Below are 16,886 nucleotides of genomic sequence, written 5' to 3' on the forward strand. Positions count from 1 at the left end.
TGGAACCCGCCAGGCGCGGGTGTCGTGCGGCGGTGTGCGAGGCGCATGCGCAGGCTCACCATTCCACCGTCAGGCTGGCCGAGACGGTGCGGCCCGGACTGGTGTAGCGATCCAGCGTCGCGCTGCTGGCCAACGTGCCCACCGGCACGTCGCCCGGGCTGAAGTACTTGCGGTCGCCCAGGTTGAACACGCCCAGGTTCACCCGCGCGCCGGGGGCGAAGTTCCAGTGCGCCAGCAGATCGGCCACGCCATAACCGGGCGCGCGGAAGTAGGTCGCGTCGGACACCCGATCCTTGCGCCGGGCGAACGAACCGGCCAGCTCCACGCCCCAGGTCGGCGCGTCGTAGATCAGGCCGAGCGTGCCGGTCAGCGGATCGATCGTGTCCAGCGGCACATCGGCGGTCAGGTCCTGCCCGTGCGACCAGGCCGCGGCCGCGCGCAGCGACCAGCCGCTCCAGCCGGCCAGCGCGCCCAGGTCGATGCCGCCCTTGAACTCGCCGCCATAGATGCGTGCCCGGGACACGTTGCGCGACTGGAACACCATCAGGCCCTGCGCGTTGTAGCCCACGAAGCCCTGCGATTCGATGAAGTCGTGGTAATCGTTGCGATAGCCGGTCAGCGCGGCGTACACCGCCGGGCCGGTGTAGCGCAGACCCAGCTCGAAGCCGTTGCTGGTCTCCGGCTTCAGGTCCGGGTTGGGGATGGCGGTGTAGCCGAACTGCAGATTGGTGAAGCCCAGGTTGGCGTCGTTGTAGGGCGGCGCGCGGAAGCCGCGCGCGTAGCCGCCGTACAGCGACCAGTCGCCGGCGAACTTCCACACCGCGCCCAGTTTGGGCGAGACGCTGGTCTTGCTCAGGCCGGTCACGGCCACACCCGGGTTGTCCTCGACGAAGATGGCGTCGGGCTTCGGGTCCAGGTCGTAATGGTCCACGCGCACCGCCGGCACCAGGCTGAAGCGCTGGCCGAAGGCCATCTCGTCCTGGACGTACAGGGCCGAGGAGGTGGTATCGGTGATCGGGAAGTCGCGCACCGGGAAGACGTCCGGCGACATCACATTGGTGCTGGTGCCGTTGGCGTAGGTCACCTGGCCATCGCGTTCCTGTTCGGTGCGCGTGCGCTGCAGGTCCAGACCGTAGCGCAGGGTGTGGACCACGCTGCCGGCGTCGATGGTCTTGAGCAGGTTGGCCTGCACGCCGATCTCGCGCTGCTCGAAGTCGAAGCGCCGATCGCGGCGATGCTGGCCCAGGCTGGCGGTGGTGCGCAGCTCGTGGGTGTCCTGCGTGGTCTGGCTGTCCTGCCAGTAGACCTGCCAGTCCAGGCTGTCGGCCAGCGTCCAGTCCAGCGCGTCCAGCTCCTGGGCCAGGGCCACGCGTTCGCGCGACTGGTGGTCGTCGCCGCGCAGGTCCAGGGTGGTGGCGCGGGTCGAGGCGGTGTAGCCGCGCGAGGTGAGCACGTCGGTGTCGGTGTCGTCGCGGTTGCCCTCCACCGTCAGGCGCAGGCGGTTGGTCTGCGACGGTGCGTAGACCAGTTTGGTCAGCACGCTGGTGCCGTTGCGATCCTGCGGATTGGGCGCGGTGCGGGTGTTCGCCGCGGTGCCGACCGGCGCCAGGCTGCGGTCGTGTCCCATGTTCTCCTGCGCCTGGCCCTGGCGATGGCTGACCGCGGCCAGGCCGCTCCAGCGCTCTCCGCCGAAGGCCGCCGTGGCGCCGGCGAACAGGCCGTTCCAGTCGCCCGCATAGCCGAACTTGAGGCCGAAGTAGGCGTCCTTGCCCGCCTTCAGATAATCCGAAGGGTCCTTGGTGACGAAGGCGACCACGCCGCCCAGCGCGTCGGAGCCATACAGCGCGCTGGCCGGCCCGCGCAGGATCTCCACGCGCTTGACCGTGTCCAGGTCGACGAAGTTGCGGTTGGCATTGGAATAGCTGCCGATGGCGAACGCGTCGGGCACGCGGATGCCGTCGGTGAGGATCTGCACGCGGTTGGCTTCCAGCCCGCGGATGCGAAAACCGCCCAGGCCGAAGCGCCCGAAGCTGGAGGTCACCGACACGCCGGGCTCGTAGCGCACCAGATCCTTGATGTCGAAGACCAGGGTCTGGTCCAGACGCTGGCGCTCGATCACACCCACGGTATTGGGCACGTCGGACACCGCGCGCTGGCTGCGCGTGGCGGTGACCTGCAGCGGATCGAAGTCGTGCGTGGGCAGCGCATCGCCGGACGCGCCCGGCGGAGCGACGGAGGAATCGGCGGCGCGCGCCGGGGACGCCAGCGCGCAGACGAGCGCACAGGCAAGCAGGGAAACACGGAACGTCGGCATGACAGGCCCTTTGCAAGGTGACCCGGCAGGCTGGCGCGACCGTGCACGGTCGAGGCTGGCGCCCAGGAGGAGGAGGAAGACGCGGTGACGCAGGGCCACCGCAAGGTGAGGTTCAACAGGGAAGCGCCGGTCGCGGCGATCCCGACTTGGCGATGTCGCCTCGGCCAGGCGCAGGCGCCCGGGCTTCAGTCGGCCGCGCCCGCCTCAGCCAAGGGCGGCCCGGCGCGGTCGCGCCCGTCCCAGGCAGGCGGCGCACGCCATCGGACGAGGCGAGCCAGTGGCATACATAAGGGTGATGCGCGCGAAGTCATCGACTGGCTTTCAGGTCGGGCCTGAACACATAGTCGGCCAGGTCGCCATGCGCCGCACCGACGCCCACCGACTGCAGCGCGGCCTGCGCGCAGCAGCAGTCGTCCCAGGCGGCCAGTTCGGCGCCCTCGGCGTGCACGATCTCGCGCGTGGCGGCCGCGCCCAGCGCGGAGACCGGCGTCAGGCTGGCGGCCAGCACCGCCTGCGCGCCGGCGGCGGCCAGGGCATGCAGGCGCACCGGACACGCGCGCCACTGTTCGCCGGTCAGGCGCCGGGCCAGGCGCTGCCACAGCCGTTCGCTCACCCCGCGCCCATGCGGGTTGCCGGCCGCATGCGCCGGCAGGCGCGCACTGAGCTGGTCCCAGGCCAGGAAGTCGCTGTCCGGCAGCAGGCACAGCCGCCAGCAGCAGACGCCGTCGCGGTCGAAGAACAGCAGGCTCTCGCGCAGCCCGTCGCTTTCCACGCCGGATTGGATCGCCGCGCGCACCGCCTGGTTCCAGCCGGCCAGCTCGCTGCCCTGCTGGGCGCGATACAGGCACAGCACGGTGCCCAGCGCGGCCAGCTGCTGCGGCAGCGGCAGCGAGCGGGTCGCATCGGCGCGCGTGGTCGGCGCAATCGTGTCGAGGGTCATGACCGGCTCCTGGGGGCGGATGGCGTCAGGCAGGTGCACCGGCGGCGACAGCGGCCCGCGCGCGGCGATGGTGAGAGAGGGAGAGCCATCGTCGCGCGCGAACTGGCCGCTGCCGCCCGGTGCGGGCGCGAACACGGCAGCGGGCGCTCCATCGCCCGCCAAACCAAGACTTACTTGGTCAGGATCAGCTTGTCGTTGCTGGTATGGCGCAGGCGATACACGCGGTCGCCGTGCTGGATCAGGATCTCGCGACGGCCCTTGAGCAGGGCTTCGCTGTTGAGGGTCTCGGCCGGGGGCACCACGCGCGGGCTGCGCTCGGCGGCGCGCGTGTCGGCGTGGGGGAAGGCGATGGTGTTGGCGGACATGGAGCAGCTCCTGTGTGGTTCGACGTGGATGATAATCATTCTCATTGAAGAGTCAAATGGTCCTGATTGAATTTTTCGATGGTCATCGCGCTTCCGATTCTTTATCTGCGCACGCGCCACGGCGGCGCGGGATGCACGGGGCCCATGGCAGACTCGTCGCTGTCGGATCGAGCAAGGACACGGCGTGAGCCCGCGTGGTCGCTTCAACCTGGTGATGGGCGTACTGGTCCTGGCGGCCGTGGGATTCGGTGTCTGGCGCTGGCGGCGCCAGGCCGACGAGGCGGCCGCACTGTCGGCGCGGATCGCGGCGCAGACCGCGCAGGCGCAGCGCGCCTTCGCCGCGCGCAACGATCCGGCCGGCGCGACGCCCACGCGCACCGACGCGCTCGCCGCCTCCGCCCTGCCCCCCTGGGGCGAACCGCTCGGCGCCAATCTTCAGGCCGTCCTGCGCCGGGCCGATGCCGGCGAGGCGGCGGCCGCCTGCCGGATCGCGGTGGAACTGATGCTGTGCGCCGCGCCCTCGCCCGCCGATGCCGGCCGCGACCGCTGCCAGGGCGTGGACGCCGCGCTGCGCGGCAAGGCCGCGTTCTATCTGCGCAAGGCGGCGCTGGCCGGCAACCGCGACGCCCTGCTGCGCTACGCCGCCGGCCCCTTCCCGCAGGCGGCCAAGGCCCAGGACCACGAGCGCTACCTGCAGGACCCGGGCTTCGCCGACTGGTATGGCGAGGCCGTGCCAATGCTGCAGCGTGCGCTGCAGGCCGGCGATCCGCGCGCGGCGCTGCTGCTGGCCAACGCCTACAGCGACGATCAGGGCCTGCTCGACGCGCGGGTGCCGGACGACCCGGCGCTGGCCTATCGCTACCGGCTGCTGCTGTCCTACCTGAAGGCCGGCCCGGCGCCGGACGTCTCGACCCTGGCCCTGCGCCAGCGCGTGGACGCCGAACGCCAGGCGCAGCGGCTGTTCCGCGAGGCCTTCGGCAGCCGGGCGCTGGCCGCGCCGGTGTCCGTGGACCTGGAGCTGCGGCCCGACGACCCGGCCGCCGCACCCTGCCAGTAGCAACGGGCGCGGCGCCCGCGCGAACCGTGCCCGCCGCGTCCCGTCCCATGCCGCCCGGCGCCCGCGCGGCGGTCTTTCGCGCCGCCTCGCCTTGCCGCGCCCGTCCCCCTCACTTAGGCTGCATCGCTTCGACGTCGCGTGGTCTTGGGGATCGCAATGCTGGAAGGTGTATCGCGGGCCGCGTTCGGCCTGTTCGGGCTGGTCGTGCTGCTGGGCATCACCTGGCTGTTCTCCAACAACAAGCGCGCGGTGGACTGGCGCCTGGTGGTGACCGGCGTGGCGCTGCAGATCGGCTTCGCCGCGCTGGTTCTGCTGGTGCCCGGCGGGCGCGATGTCTTCGACTGGCTGGGCAAGGTGTTCGTGAAGGTGCTGAGCTTCGTCGGCGAAGGCTCCAACTTCATCTTCGGCAGCCTGATGGACGTGCCCAAGGCGGGCTTCATCTTCGCCTTCCAGGTGCTGCCCACCATCATCTTCTTCTCCGCACTGATGGGCGTGCTCTACCACCTGGGCGTGATGCAGGCAGTGGTGCGGGCGATGGCCTGGGCCATCACCAAGGTGATGCGCGTGTCCGGCGCGGAAACCACCAGCGTCTGCGCCAGCGTGTTCATCGGCCAGACCGAGGCGCCGCTGACCGTGCGCCCGTACATCCCGCGGATGACCGAGTCGGAGCTGATCACGATGATGATCGGCGGCATGGCCCACATCGCCGGCGGCGTGCTGGCGGCCTACGTGGGCATGCTGGGCAATGGCGATCCGGTGCAGCAGGCCTTCTACGCCAAGCACCTGCTGGCGGCCTCGATCATGGCCGCGCCGGCCACGCTGGTGGTGTCCAAGATCCTGATCCCCGAGACCGGCACGCCGCTGACCCGCGGCACGGTCAAGATGGAAGTGGAGAAGACCACCAGCAACGTCATCGATGCGGCCGCGGCCGGCGCCGGCGACGGCCTGCGCCTGGCGCTGAACATCGGCGCCATGCTGCTGGCCTTCATCGCGCTGATCGCCCTGCTCAACGCGCCGCTGACCTGGTTCGGCGAATGGAGCGGCCTGGCCGCCGCGATCGGCCGGCCGACCAACCTGGCCACGATCCTGGGCTATGTGCTGGCGCCGGTGGCCTGGGTGATCGGCACGCCATGGGTGGACGCGACCACGGTCGGCTCGCTGATCGGGCAGAAGGTGGTGATCAACGAATTCGTCGCCTATACCGAGCTGGCGCGCATCGTGAACGGCCAGGTGCCGGGCGTGTCGCTCAGCGCCGACGGCAGCCTGATCGCCACCTACGCGCTGTGCGGCTTCGCCAACTTCAGCTCGATCGCGATCCAGATCGGCGGCATCGGCGGCCTGGCCCCGGAGCGCCGCGCGGACCTGGCGCGCTTCGGCCTGCGCGCGGTGCTGGGCGGCTCGATCGCCACGTTTATGACCGCCACCATCGCCGGCGTGCTGAGCCACTTCAGCTGAACCAAGTCGCCCGCGCGCGCTGACCGCGCGCGCCTCGTTCAGCATTGCTGACGCCGTTCGCCGCTAGGCCTGTGCCGCGCTGCGGCATACTGACGCCCCCGACGGCGGCTTTGCGGCCGCCGTTTTTATGTTGGATTCGAAGAAGAGATGTCTATGAGTTCTGTCGTTGTCGTCGGCTCGTTCAATGTCGACCACGTCTGGCGCTGCGATGCGCTGCCCACCGCCGGCGCCACCATCGCCGGGCGCTACAGCTCCGGCCCCGGCGGCAAGGGCTTCAACCAGGCCATCGCGGCCGCGCGCGCGGGCGCGGCGACCACGTTCGTGTGCGCGCTGGGCGGCGATGTCGGCGGTGCGATGGCGCGCGGCCTGGCCGAGCAGGACGGGGTGCAGGTCGTCGCCGAAGCCAGCAACGAACCCACCGGCACCGGCGGCATCTACGTGGACAACCACGGCCGCAACACCATCGTGATCGGCCCCGGCGCCAACTTCACCCTGAGCCCCGGCTTCATCGCCCAGCAGCAGCCGCTGCTGGCCGGCGCGCAGGTGGTGCTGGCGCAGCTGGAGTCGCCGCTGGAGAGCATCGAGGCGGCGCTGACCAGCGCGCGCGCCGCGGGCGTGACCACCATCCTCAACCCCGCCCCGGCCAACGCGGTGGCCAGCATCGCGCTGCTGCGCCAGAGCGACATCCTGACGCCCAACGAGACCGAGTTCGCCGCCCTGCTGGGCCGCCATGTCGGCCAGCGCATGGAAGGCGACGATGTGGCCGCGCTGGACGGCAACACGCTGCACGGCCTGTGCCGCCAGCTGCTGCCCGGCGGCACGGTGGTCATCACCCTGGGCGCGGTCGGCGCCTTCGTCTCGCACGAGGACGAGCATCTGCGCGGCGACGCGCAGGCCTACTACCGCGTGGCAGCCGACACCGCGCAGACGGTGGACACCACCGGCGCGGGCGATGCCTTCAACGGCGCGCTGGCCGCCTCGCTGGCGCACGCGCCGCAGGCCGCGTTCAACCTGCACGTGCGCTTCGCCAACCGCTTCGCCGCCCGCTCGACCGAGAGCGAAGGCGCCGCTGTGTCGATGCCGCGGCTCACGCCGGAAAGCTGAGAAGTGAGTGGAGAGGAGGCGTGAGTAACAGCACGCACTCCTGCCGCCCTCCGCTCATCCCTTGCTTCTCTTCGCTCACTCCTCGCCCCTCGCCCATGCGCATCGGCCCCTACAAGATCGAACCGCCGCTGATCCTGGCGCCGATGGCCGGGGTCACCGACAAGCCGTTCCGGCAGCTGTGCAAGCGGCTGGACGCGGGCCTGGCCGTGTCGGAGATGACCATCTCCGATCCGCGCTTCTGGAGCACCGACAAGTCGCTGCGGCGCATGGACCACGAGGGTGAACCTGCGCCGGTCAGCGTGCAGATCGCCGGCACCGAGCCCGCGCAGCTGGCCGAGGCGGCGCGCTACAACGTCGACCATGGCGCGCAGATCATCGACATCAACATGGGCTGCCCGGCCAAGAAGGTGTGCAACGCCTGGGCTGGTTCGGCGCTGATGCGCGACGAAGCGCTGGTCGCGCGCATCGTCGCGGCGGTAGTCCAGGCCGTGGACGTGCCGGTGACGCTGAAGATCCGCACCGGCTGGGACGCCGAGCACCGCAACGCACCGACCATCGCCCGCATCGCCCAGGACGCCGGCATCGCCGCCCTGGCCGTGCACGGGCGCACGCGCGATCAGCAGTACACCGGCGTGGCCGAGTACGACACCATCGCCGCGATCAAGGCCGCGCTGGACATCCCGGTGTTCGCCAACGGCGACATCGACTCCCCGCGCAAGGCCGCGCAGGTGCTGCGCGACACCGGCGCCGACGCGGTGCTGGTCGGCCGCGCCGCGCAGGGAAGGCCGTGGATCTTCCGCGAGATCGCCCACTACCTGGCCACCGGCGAGGAACTGCCGCCCCCCACGATCGGCGAGGTGCGCGACATCCTGCTCGGCCATCTGCAGGCCCTGCACGACTTCTACGGCGAGCCGCAGGGCGTGCGCATCGCGCGCAAGCACCTGGGCTGGTACGCCAAGGACCGCCCGGAGAACGCCGCCTTCCGCGCGGTGGTCAACCGCGCCGAGAGCGCCGCGGAACAGCTGCGCCTGACGCGCGACTACTTCGACGCGCTGGAAGCCGGCGTGGCGGTGTCGTTCGCCGACGCCGCCTGAGCCTGCGGCCCGAGGATCAGCGCCCGCAGCGGCGTGTCGTCCTCATGCCAGGTGCGCTGCCACACCGCGCCGATCAATCGCCTGAAGCCGGCAACGCCTGAAATCGGCAGCGGCGCCTGGATCTGTTGCGGCGCCATCGCCTGCCAGTCCTCATCGCGCAGCTCGGCCACGGCGAAATTGAAGGTGTAGTCCGGATCCAGGCCCATGCGCAGGTCCGACAGCACCAGCTGCCCGTCCTGCACCCGGGCGCGCATGAAGCCATGATTGAACCAGTCCAGCCGCGTCACCGCCGGGATGCCGATCCGCATCGCCTCCGCCAGGGCCTGGGTGTTGGAGGGATGGCCGCGGAACACCATCGGCCCCCGATCGAACACCGAGCGTTCGGCATCGACATAGCCGGACGGCGTTATCGCCACCACCCGCCACAGCAGGGTGGAGAACGGCATCGGCGTGGAGAAGCGCGGCGCATCGCCCAGGCCCATCGCCGCCAGGGTGCGCTCGGCCTCGCGATCGACCCTCGCCTTGGCCAGGCCGGCCACGCCCAGCACGCCGGCGGCCAGCACCAGGCCGGCGATCGCGCCGCGCTGGCCCAGCGGCTTGCGCGGCACGCACCAGGCAATGACGCAGCCCAGCAGCAGCCACAGGGTGAAGGCCGGTTCGATGATGAAGAACAGCGACCACATCGTCGGCGGCACCTCCAGCGGCCACAGCAGCGAGGTGCCATAGACCGTGCAGGCGTCCATCAGCGGATGGCTGAGCAGGCAGGCCTGGATCAGCCAGAACCAGCGCGCCGGCGCCGAATTCACCCGCGTGCCACGCATCCGGCACACCCACCACACCAGCGCGCCGATCAGCGGCAGCACGAACACCGAATGCAGGAAGCTGCGATGCCAGGTCATCAGCATCACCGGGTCGTCGGTGAACCGCGGCAGCAGCAGCACGTCCAGGTCCGGCAAGGTGTTGAGCGCCGCGCCGGCCAGGATGGCGGCCCGGCGCTGACCCGCCGGGGCGAGGGCCGCGCCGATGGCGCCGCCAAGCAGAAGATGAGTGACCGAATCCATGCCCCATCATGCCTGCTCGGTCGGGGCTGCGGGCTCTGTGTGCCGCTGCTTCCATGCGGAGCCGCCAGCGTCCGACCCGATCGCGCCATGCATCGAATTGCACGAGCGATCCGATGGGATGGCCGATCGAGCCGCCCTGCCCTGACGCCACGCACGCACGGCCCGGTCCCCATGCTTCAGGCCCGACGCATGCCGATGCCGGCGATCAACCCGGGCCGAAGCCCCTCACTCCAGACTCGGATTGCGCACCGGCCGCCAGTTGGCCGGAAGACGATCGCCTTCGCTGGCCTTGACCAGCGCGCGCAGCTGCAAGCCGATGGGATCGTCGGGCGAGAGCTGATCGGCCCCGCCTGCCCAGGCCTTGCGCGCACCGGCGACATCGCCCAGCCGCGCCAGTGCATTGCCGCGCTCGACATAGCAGCCGGTGGCGAACGGCACCGCCTCGAGGATCTCCGCGCAGCGCGTGGCCACCTGCCGCCAGTCGGGCGAGGGCGTGCGATAGACCTCCTTGAGCACCTCGCGATACAGGCCGCGCACGCGCAGGCGCTTGTCGTCCATCCGGCCCTGCCAGATGCCCAGCACGCCGATCCGCCCCACCTGATGCAGGTTGCGCAGGGTGACGGCCGGGTCCCAGTGGTACTCGGGCTCGGGAATGGTGCTGCTCAACCGCATAACGAACAGACCGGCGTAGTGTCCGTCCACGTTGGTGTCGTCCACGCTCTCCACGTATTCGCGCAGCGGCGCGCCGCTGCCTCGCACCCATTCGGGCATGTACATATAACTGTTGTAGAGCGTGGTTCCCGGCGGCTGGTGGGTCTGCATCCAGCGGCTGATCTCGGGCAGGCGCTGGCCCAGGTCCACGCCTTCGTCGGAGAAGTTGCGCCAGCCGTCCGCGCTGCCGCCGCCCAGCTCGTTGAAGTACTCCCACAGCCGCGGCTCGCGTGCGGTCATCACCAGCGCCAGCGCGGTGGGCGCGAAGGCCAGCGGCAGCAGCCAGCGCCGCCGTGCCGACACCGAGGCACGCCAGGCCAGCGCGCCGGCCAGCGTGGCCAGCGGCAGGAACAGCGGCAGCGCATGGCGCACACCGGCATAGGTGCCGCGCGAGCCGAGCAGGCTGGCCCAGTACGCCGCGCCGAGCGCGCCCATGGTCAGCAGCAGGTGCTTCTGCCCGCTCGACAGCGGCGCGCGCCACAGCGCCAGCAGGCCCAGCAGCGCGCCGGCCAGCAGCGGCAGCGGCAGCTTGGCCGCCAGCGCGCCAGGCCAGAAGAACCAAGGCGGCGCGCCCTTGAAGTCGTGGCCGAACAGCTTGTGCTCGCGCTGGCCGCGGCCTTCCACGCCGGCGCGCAGCGTGTCGGCCATGCCCCACAGATAGGCACGCGGCAGCAGGCGCGCGTCGTCCAGCGCATGCAGCACCCGGCGCTGCACGGGCGAGGCCAGGTCGTCGATCTTGGGCGCCATCGGCCGGTTGAAGGCGTCGCTGCCATCGCGCCCGGCATGGAAGCCGAATCCGTACAGCGACCACAGCACGGCCACCGCGACCAGGGCGGCCAGTGCGACCGCCGCCCACCGCGCCAGCAGGGTCGCGGCGCGCTCGTGCGCGCCGGGCAACGCGTCCCGCCGGCTGCGCCAGTGCCGCCAGGCCGCGGCCAGCAGCAGCGCCACGCCGACGCCGGCCAGCGCGCCGGGCGCCGAATGCTTGGACCCGAGCGCCAGCCCCGCCGACAGCGCGAAGGCCAGCCAGGCCGGCCAGCGCCAGGTGCTGGCCAGCCAGGCCGCGCTGGCCGCGGTCAGGCCCAGGGCGAGCGCGACCGGCAGGTCGGTCATCAGCACCGGCAGATGCGCGCCGACCGTGGGATCCACCGCCAGCCAGGCCAGCAGCCCGGCCGCCCACCACAGGCCCGCCACCTTCCACACCAGCAGCGCCAGCGCGGCCAGCAGGAGCAGGTTGAGCGCGAACATCGCCACGCGGATATGGTGCTGGGAATCGGCCGGCGCGTTGTCCAGGTAGGCCATGGACTGGGTGTAGATGCGCTCGTCGTCCTTCTCGTGCAGCGCGCGCAGCGGCGGCAGCACCACCGAGGCAGGCGCCAGCCAGCCGGTCCACAGCTTGGCCAGCGGCGGATGCTCGGGATTGATCCGGTAGTCGCCGAGCCGCGCGTAGGACACACCGGCGGCGTAGTGGTAGGGCTCGTCGAGGGTCAGGCCATCGCGGGCGGTGCCGACCATCGCGCGCGCCAGCGCCAACGCCAGCAGGGCCGCGATCAGCAGCAGTCCGGGGAATGATGCGCGCAGTCTTGGCTCCATGCCCCAGCACACGCAGCCGGCGGCGCCACCCGGACAGGCGTCGCGCGGAATGAAAGCGCGACTACATCGAGCGCGCGCTCAGGCCGCCTGCGGCAGCGCTGGCTCGTCAGGTACCAGGCGCAGGCGCGCCGGCAGTTCGCTCAGCACCTGGCCGGCGTGGGACACCAGCTGCAGGCTGCCGTCGGCGGTCTCGCACAGTGCGGTGAGGCTCTCGACCCAGTCGCCATCGTTGGCGTACACCAGGCCGTCGCGTCGGATCAGCGCGGCGCGATGGATGTGGCCGCAGACGATGCCGTCCAGGCCGCGCCGGCGCGCGTCGGCCAGGCCGGCCTCGACGAAGCGGGCGATGTAGCGCTCGGCCGCCGCGCTCTTGCGCTTGAGGTATTCGGCCAGGGACCAGTAGCGCAGGCCGAAGCGCCGCCGCATGCGGTTGACCAGCTTGTTGCCGGTGAGGATGCGGTAGTACAGCCAGTCGCCGAACTGCTCCTGCAGCCCGCCGAAGTGCGTGGCCGCGTCGTAGTCGTCGCCGTGCACCACCAGCAGGCGGCGGCCGTCGGCGGTGGTGTGGATCACGCGGCGACGCACCTGCATGGCCGGCAGCATCAGCCCGCAGAAACGGCGCGCGGCGCGGTCGTGGTTGCCGGGCACGTAGATCAGCTCGGTGCCGTTGCGCGCCAGCGCGTGCAGCGCCTCGACCACGCGCTGGTGGGCGGCGTCCCAGCGCGCGCGGCGGCGCGACATCCACCACAGATCGACGATGTCGCCGACCAGATAGAGCTGCCTGCACTTGAGCCGGGTCAGGAAGTCGGCGAACTCGGCGGCATGGCAATGGGTGGAGCCCAGGTGCACATCGGAGACGAACACGGCGCGGTTCATGCGGCTTGCTCCTGCGTGGGGGTGTGCAGATAACGCTGGCGCTTGCGCGTGTGCATGCGCTCCAGGTCCAGTTCGATCAGCCCGTCGACGCAGCCGGCGAAGTCGGCGTCCACGCCGAAGGCCAGAAAGCGCGCGCCGCCCGGTTCGCACAGCTCGGTGTACTGGCGGAACAGCATCGGCACCTGGGCGCCGAGCGCGGCGAGGTTCTCGCGCAGCACGGCGAAGGCCGCCTGCGCATCCAGCGTCTCGAACGCCGCCGGCACCGCCTGCAGCACGAAGGGATGGCGCGCGGTGGCACCAGCGTCCTGGCCGTGGAAGCGCTGGTAGTAGGCCACGATCTGCTCGCGCGCGGCCTGCGGCAGCGCCGCGCTCATCGACACCGCGCCGAACAGATAGCGCACCTGCGGATGCGCCACCAGGTAAGCGCCGATGCCCTGCCACAGCTGGTCGATGCTGCGGCTGTTCCAGTAGTCCGGCGCGACGAAGCTGCGGCCCAGCTCCATGCCTTGGGCGATGCGCGGCAGCGCGCCCTCGGACCAGTCGAACAGGCTGGCCGTGTACAGCCCGGCCAGCCCGCGCCTGGCCAGCACCTGCGCCCCGCGCGCCACGCGGTAGGCGCCGGCGACCGCGCCGGCCTCCTCGTCCCACAGCACGATGTGGTCGTACCAGGTGTCGTAGTCGTCCACGTCCAGCGCCCGGCCCGTGCCCTCGCCCACCTTGCGGAAGGTCAGCTCGCGCAGGCGGCCGATCTCGCGCAGCAGCGGCGAGTCGGCGGCGAGCGGCCCGGCGACGATGCGCCGGCCCTCGCTGGTGCGGCCGAAGCTCGGCAGCGCCGCGATCGCCGCGCGCAGCTGCGCCACCGGCACCGACGCGACCAGCGCGGCCGGCGATTCGGCCCCGGCATCGGCGCGGCTGCCGAGCGCATACAGCGCGCGCCGCAGCTGGCGCAGCACGGTGGTCTCGTCGGCGTGCGTGGCCAGGGCCTGCGCCTGGCCCACGTACAGGCGCAGCGGCTGCTGGCGGCGCGCGAACATCTCGCGCGGCAGCAGCACCGTGCCGGCCGGCTTGAACACCGCCGATGCGCCGTAGAACAGCGCCGAGTTGCGCGCCTGCACGCGCACAGGCAGCACCTGGGCGCCGCTGGCCCGGGCGAAGCGCACGAAGCCCGGCCGCCAGCGCGTATCGCGCACGCCCAGCGGCGACAGGCGCGACACCTCGCCGGCTGGAAACACGATCACGCACTGTCCGGCATCCAGCGCCGCGCGCACCGCGCGCAGGCTGCCGGCGGCCGAGCTGCCGCCGAACACGCGCACCGGCAGCAGCAGCGGGCGCAGCGACGCGATGTGGGTCAGCACCTCGTTGGCGACGATGCGCACGTCGCGCCGCACCTGGCCGACCAGATGCAGCAGCGCCATCGCATCGCGCGCGCCGGAAGGATGGTTGGCGACCACCAGCAGCGGGCCGCTGGCGGGAATGCGCGCCAGGGCCTGCGCATCGAAGCTGCCGTCCAGCCGCAGGAAATCTTGCGCGGCGGCGACGAAGTCCCAGGGCGTGCTGTCCCGGTGCGCGTTCAGGAAGGCCAGCGCCTGGTCCAGGCCGGACCAGTGGCCGTAGCGGCGCAGCAGCGGCCGGGTCAGCAGGCCACGGCGGCCGCCGAACCAGCGCGGATAACGTTCGAGCAGGGTGTCTTCCAGAGGGCGCATGGTCGGGTCCCATCCCGGTCAGCGGCGGATCTGGAACGCCAGACTGGGCCGCGATGGCGTCAGCCGCGTTGCACGCGTGCGGCACGGCGATGACACGGCCCGGCCGCGGGCCGGGGCGCGGAAAGTAACGTCCCGGCAACACGGGGCACGCCACCATGCGCGGCCGGCGCCGCGCGTGTATCATGCGCGGCCATCTTTTCATCCGAATCAAAGGATATAAGCCTGATGTCCAGCTACCTGTTCACTTCCGAATCGGTCTCCGAGGGCCATCCGGACAAGATCGCAGACCAGATCTCCGACGCCGTCCTGGACGCGATCCTGGCCCAGGACAAGCGCGCCCGCGTGGCCTGCGAGACGCTGGTCAAGACCGGCGTGGCGATCGTGGCCGGCGAAGTGACCACCAGCGCCTGGATCGACCTGGAAGCCCTGACCCGCAAGGTCATCCTGGACATCGGCTACAACAGCTCCGAGGTCGGCTTCGACGGCGAGACCTGCGGCGTGCTCAACCTGATCGGCAAGCAGTCGCCGGACATCAACCAGGGCGTGGACCGCAAGAAGCCCGAGGAACAGGGCGCTGGCGACCAGGGCCTGATGTTCGGCTATGCCACCAACGAGACCGACAGCTACATGCCGGCGGCGATCCACCTCTCGCACCGGCTGGTCGAGCGCCAGGCGCAGATCCGCAAGAAGAAGAACTCGCCGCTGTCCTGGCTGCGCCCCGACGCCAAGTCGCAGGTCACCCTGCGCTACGAGGACGGCGTGGCCACGGCCATCGACGCGGTGGTCCTGTCGACCCAGCACGATCCGGGCATCAAGCAGAAGGACCTGATCGAGGCGGTGCGCGAGGAGATCATCAAGCCGGTGCTGCCGTCCAAGTGGCTGCACAAGGGCACCAAGTTCCACATCAACCCGACCGGCAAGTTCATCATCGGCGGCCCCGTGGGCGACTGCGGTCTGACCGGGCGCAAGATCATCGTCGACACCTACGGCGGCTGGGCCCGCCACGGCGGCGGCGCGTTCTCCGGCAAGGATCCGTCCAAGGTCGACCGCTCGGCCGCCTACGCCGCGCGCTACGTGGCCAAGAACGTGGTCGCCGCCGGCCTGGCCGACCGCTGCGAGGTGCAGGTCTCCTACGCCATCGGCGTGGCCGAGCCGACCTCGATCTCGGTCACCACCTTCGGCACCGGCAAGATCGCCGACGAGAAGATCGAGAAGCTGATCCGCAAGCATTTCGACCTGCGTCCGTACGGCATCATCCAGATGCTCGACCTGATCCACCCGATGTACCAGCCGACCGCCTCCTACGGTCACTTCGGCCGCAAGCCGAAGGAATTCACCTACACCGACGGCGCCGGCACGCAGCACACCGCCACCGCCTTCTCGTGGGAGAAGACCGACAAGGCCGACGCCCTGCGCGCCGATGCCAAGCTGAAGTAAGCCTGCCGCGCGCCCGCGCCGCAGACCGCAGAAAGGCCGCTGAAAAGCGGCCTTTTTGTTTGTTGGTCCTTCGCCGAGATTCTGGCCGCTGCAAAATCGGACGTCGCCGCCCAGCCGCGATTCGGCCGGGCGCGGCTCCTCGGCTCGATCCGCCAACGACAGCGGACGCCGGGATGAAAAGGATTGACAGCGCTGCATGCTCTTGTGGGAGCAACTGTCTCTCAAATCTAGCAGCCGCCCGTCTGTAGAGCGGAGCTCGCTCCGCTGCTCTTCGTTCGGTTCGTAGGGAAAGCCCCAGCGGAGCAAGCTCCGCTCTACAAGTGGGAGGCATGGCGGCTCCCACATGGGATCAGCACCGACCGGTGGAAGCCCCACTGTGGATGGATCAGGACGTCTTCCAACTCGAAGGCATCGAGCAGCGCTCTGCCCCCTCCCTTTCGCCGCAGGCGAAGGGGAGGGCCGGGGTGGGGTGCTTTTGCTCTTCGCTTCTGTGGCTAGACCGGGAAAGCCTCGACCCCTCCCCATCCCTCCCCTGCGCTGCGCGCAAGGGAGGGGGGCCTCAAGTCGACACCTTCCCGTCACTGATCGCGTTACGCGCGAGGAAGGTTCGAAAGCCCCCGCCCCGCAAACCGAAGTCCTGCGACGTGACGCGTGCAGCAGCGGTCCGGCGGGCGGGGGCCGCGCCTAGCGAGGCAGGAGCCGAGCGCCCGAATCAGGGCAGGATGCCCTGATTGAGGGATAAGCGGCCCCCGCCCGCCGGACCGCTGCTCCTCCGAAGCCGGAAGCACCACTCCTCCGAAGCCGCAACGCTCAGCTGCAACGCGGCCTGAGGATCGCGAGAAGAACCTGGTCTTGGTCCTCCGAGCGAAAGTCCCTGGGTTCCCGCGTTCGCGGGAACGACGGTAGGGGATACAACGCGGGGCAGATGACCCGATCCCTCCCCTGCGCTGCGCGCAAGGGAGGGGGGCCTCAAGTCGACACCTTCCCGTCACTGATCGCGTTACGCGCGAGGAAGGTTCGAAAGCCCCCGCCCCGCAAACCGAAGTCCTGCGACGTGACGCGTGCAGCAGCGGTCCGGCGGGCGGGGGCCGCGCCTAGCGAGGCAGGAGCCGAGCGCCCGAATCAGGGCAGGATGCCCTGATTGAGGGATAAGCGGCCCCCGCCCGCCGGACCGCT

General features: G+C 70.9%; 12 protein-coding genes. 5 read left to right on the top strand and 7 right to left on the bottom strand.

Annotation, left to right across the window (positions count from 1 at the left end):
- Nucleotides 1-55: 55 nt before the first annotated feature.
- The 3 genes from QE438_RS09310 to QE438_RS09320 form a co-directional block, all read right to left on the bottom strand.
- The gene (locus QE438_RS09310) at nucleotides 56-2,314 is read right to left on the bottom strand and encodes a TonB-dependent hemoglobin/transferrin/lactoferrin family receptor (RefSeq protein ID WP_306990888.1); all 2,259 of its coding nucleotides are present in this window, start codon (nucleotides 2,312-2,314) and stop codon (nucleotides 56-58) included.
- Nucleotides 2,315-2,621: 307 nt separating this feature from the next.
- Complete coding sequence (locus QE438_RS09315) at nucleotides 2,622-3,389, bottom strand: Hemin transport protein (protein ID WP_306990885.1); 768 nt, start codon at nucleotides 3,387-3,389, stop codon at nucleotides 2,622-2,624.
- Between the two features lie 35 nt (nucleotides 3,390-3,424).
- A complete protein-coding gene (locus QE438_RS09320; RefSeq protein WP_165394674.1) occupies nucleotides 3,425-3,619 on the bottom strand; it encodes a hemin uptake protein HemP in 195 nt (64 codons plus the stop codon).
- A gap of 184 nt (nucleotides 3,620-3,803) precedes the next feature.
- Here QE438_RS09320 and QE438_RS09325 point away from each other — a divergent pair, with 184 nt between their 5' ends.
- The 4 genes from QE438_RS09325 to dusB all read left to right on the top strand — a co-directional run bounded on the left by QE438_RS09325 (nucleotide 3,804) and on the right by dusB (nucleotide 8,329).
- Nucleotides 3,804-4,676, top strand: a complete 873-nt coding sequence (locus tag QE438_RS09325; RefSeq protein ID WP_306990882.1) for a hypothetical protein — start codon at nucleotides 3,804-3,806, stop codon at nucleotides 4,674-4,676.
- Between the two features lie 156 nt (nucleotides 4,677-4,832).
- Entirely contained in the window at nucleotides 4,833-6,131 is a 1,299-nt protein-coding gene (locus tag QE438_RS09330; protein WP_130517310.1) for a nucleoside transporter C-terminal domain-containing protein, read from the top strand.
- A gap of 153 nt (nucleotides 6,132-6,284) precedes the next feature.
- On the top strand, nucleotides 6,285-7,235 hold the full coding sequence (locus QE438_RS09335; protein ID WP_130528491.1) for a ribokinase: 951 nt from the start codon (nucleotides 6,285-6,287) through the stop codon (nucleotides 7,233-7,235).
- Between the two features lie 95 nt (nucleotides 7,236-7,330).
- Nucleotides 7,331-8,329 (top strand): tRNA dihydrouridine synthase DusB, encoded by a 999-nt coding sequence (gene dusB / locus QE438_RS09340; RefSeq protein ID WP_306990879.1) that lies wholly within the window; start codon nucleotides 7,331-7,333, stop codon nucleotides 8,327-8,329.
- Here the strand turns inward: dusB and QE438_RS09345 are convergent.
- The 4 genes from QE438_RS09345 to QE438_RS09360 form a co-directional block, all read right to left on the bottom strand.
- Nucleotides 8,275-9,390 (bottom strand): metal-dependent hydrolase, encoded by a 1,116-nt coding sequence (locus QE438_RS09345; protein WP_307183953.1) that lies wholly within the window; start codon nucleotides 9,388-9,390, stop codon nucleotides 8,275-8,277. The two genes, dusB and QE438_RS09345, sit on opposite strands and share 55 nt — an antisense overlap.
- Nucleotides 9,391-9,615: 225 nt before the next feature.
- Nucleotides 9,616-11,694: a hypothetical protein gene (locus tag QE438_RS09350; RefSeq protein WP_306990877.1), complete on the bottom strand. Its 2,079-nt coding sequence runs from the start codon at nucleotides 11,692-11,694 to the stop codon at nucleotides 9,616-9,618.
- A gap of 78 nt (nucleotides 11,695-11,772) precedes the next feature.
- Nucleotides 11,773-12,570, bottom strand: a complete 798-nt coding sequence (locus QE438_RS09355) for a UDP-2,3-diacylglucosamine diphosphatase (protein WP_130517272.1) — start codon at nucleotides 12,568-12,570, stop codon at nucleotides 11,773-11,775.
- Complete coding sequence (locus tag QE438_RS09360; protein ID WP_306990873.1) at nucleotides 12,567-14,273, bottom strand: GNAT family N-acyltransferase; 1,707 nt, start codon at nucleotides 14,271-14,273, stop codon at nucleotides 12,567-12,569. Before QE438_RS09360 ends, QE438_RS09355 begins: the two co-directional genes overlap by 4 nt.
- A 225-nt stretch (nucleotides 14,274-14,498) precedes the next feature.
- Between QE438_RS09360 and metK the strand changes: the two genes are divergently transcribed.
- On the top strand, nucleotides 14,499-15,710 hold the full coding sequence (gene metK, locus QE438_RS09365; protein WP_130517268.1) for a methionine adenosyltransferase: 1,212 nt from the start codon (nucleotides 14,499-14,501) through the stop codon (nucleotides 15,708-15,710).
- The last annotated feature ends 1,176 nt before the right edge of the window (nucleotides 15,711-16,886 follow it).

Source organism: Pseudoxanthomonas sp. SORGH_AS_0997, assembly GCF_031453535.1.
In the GTDB taxonomy this organism is placed as follows: Bacteria; Pseudomonadota; Gammaproteobacteria; order Xanthomonadales; family Xanthomonadaceae; genus Pseudoxanthomonas_A; species Pseudoxanthomonas_A winnipegensis.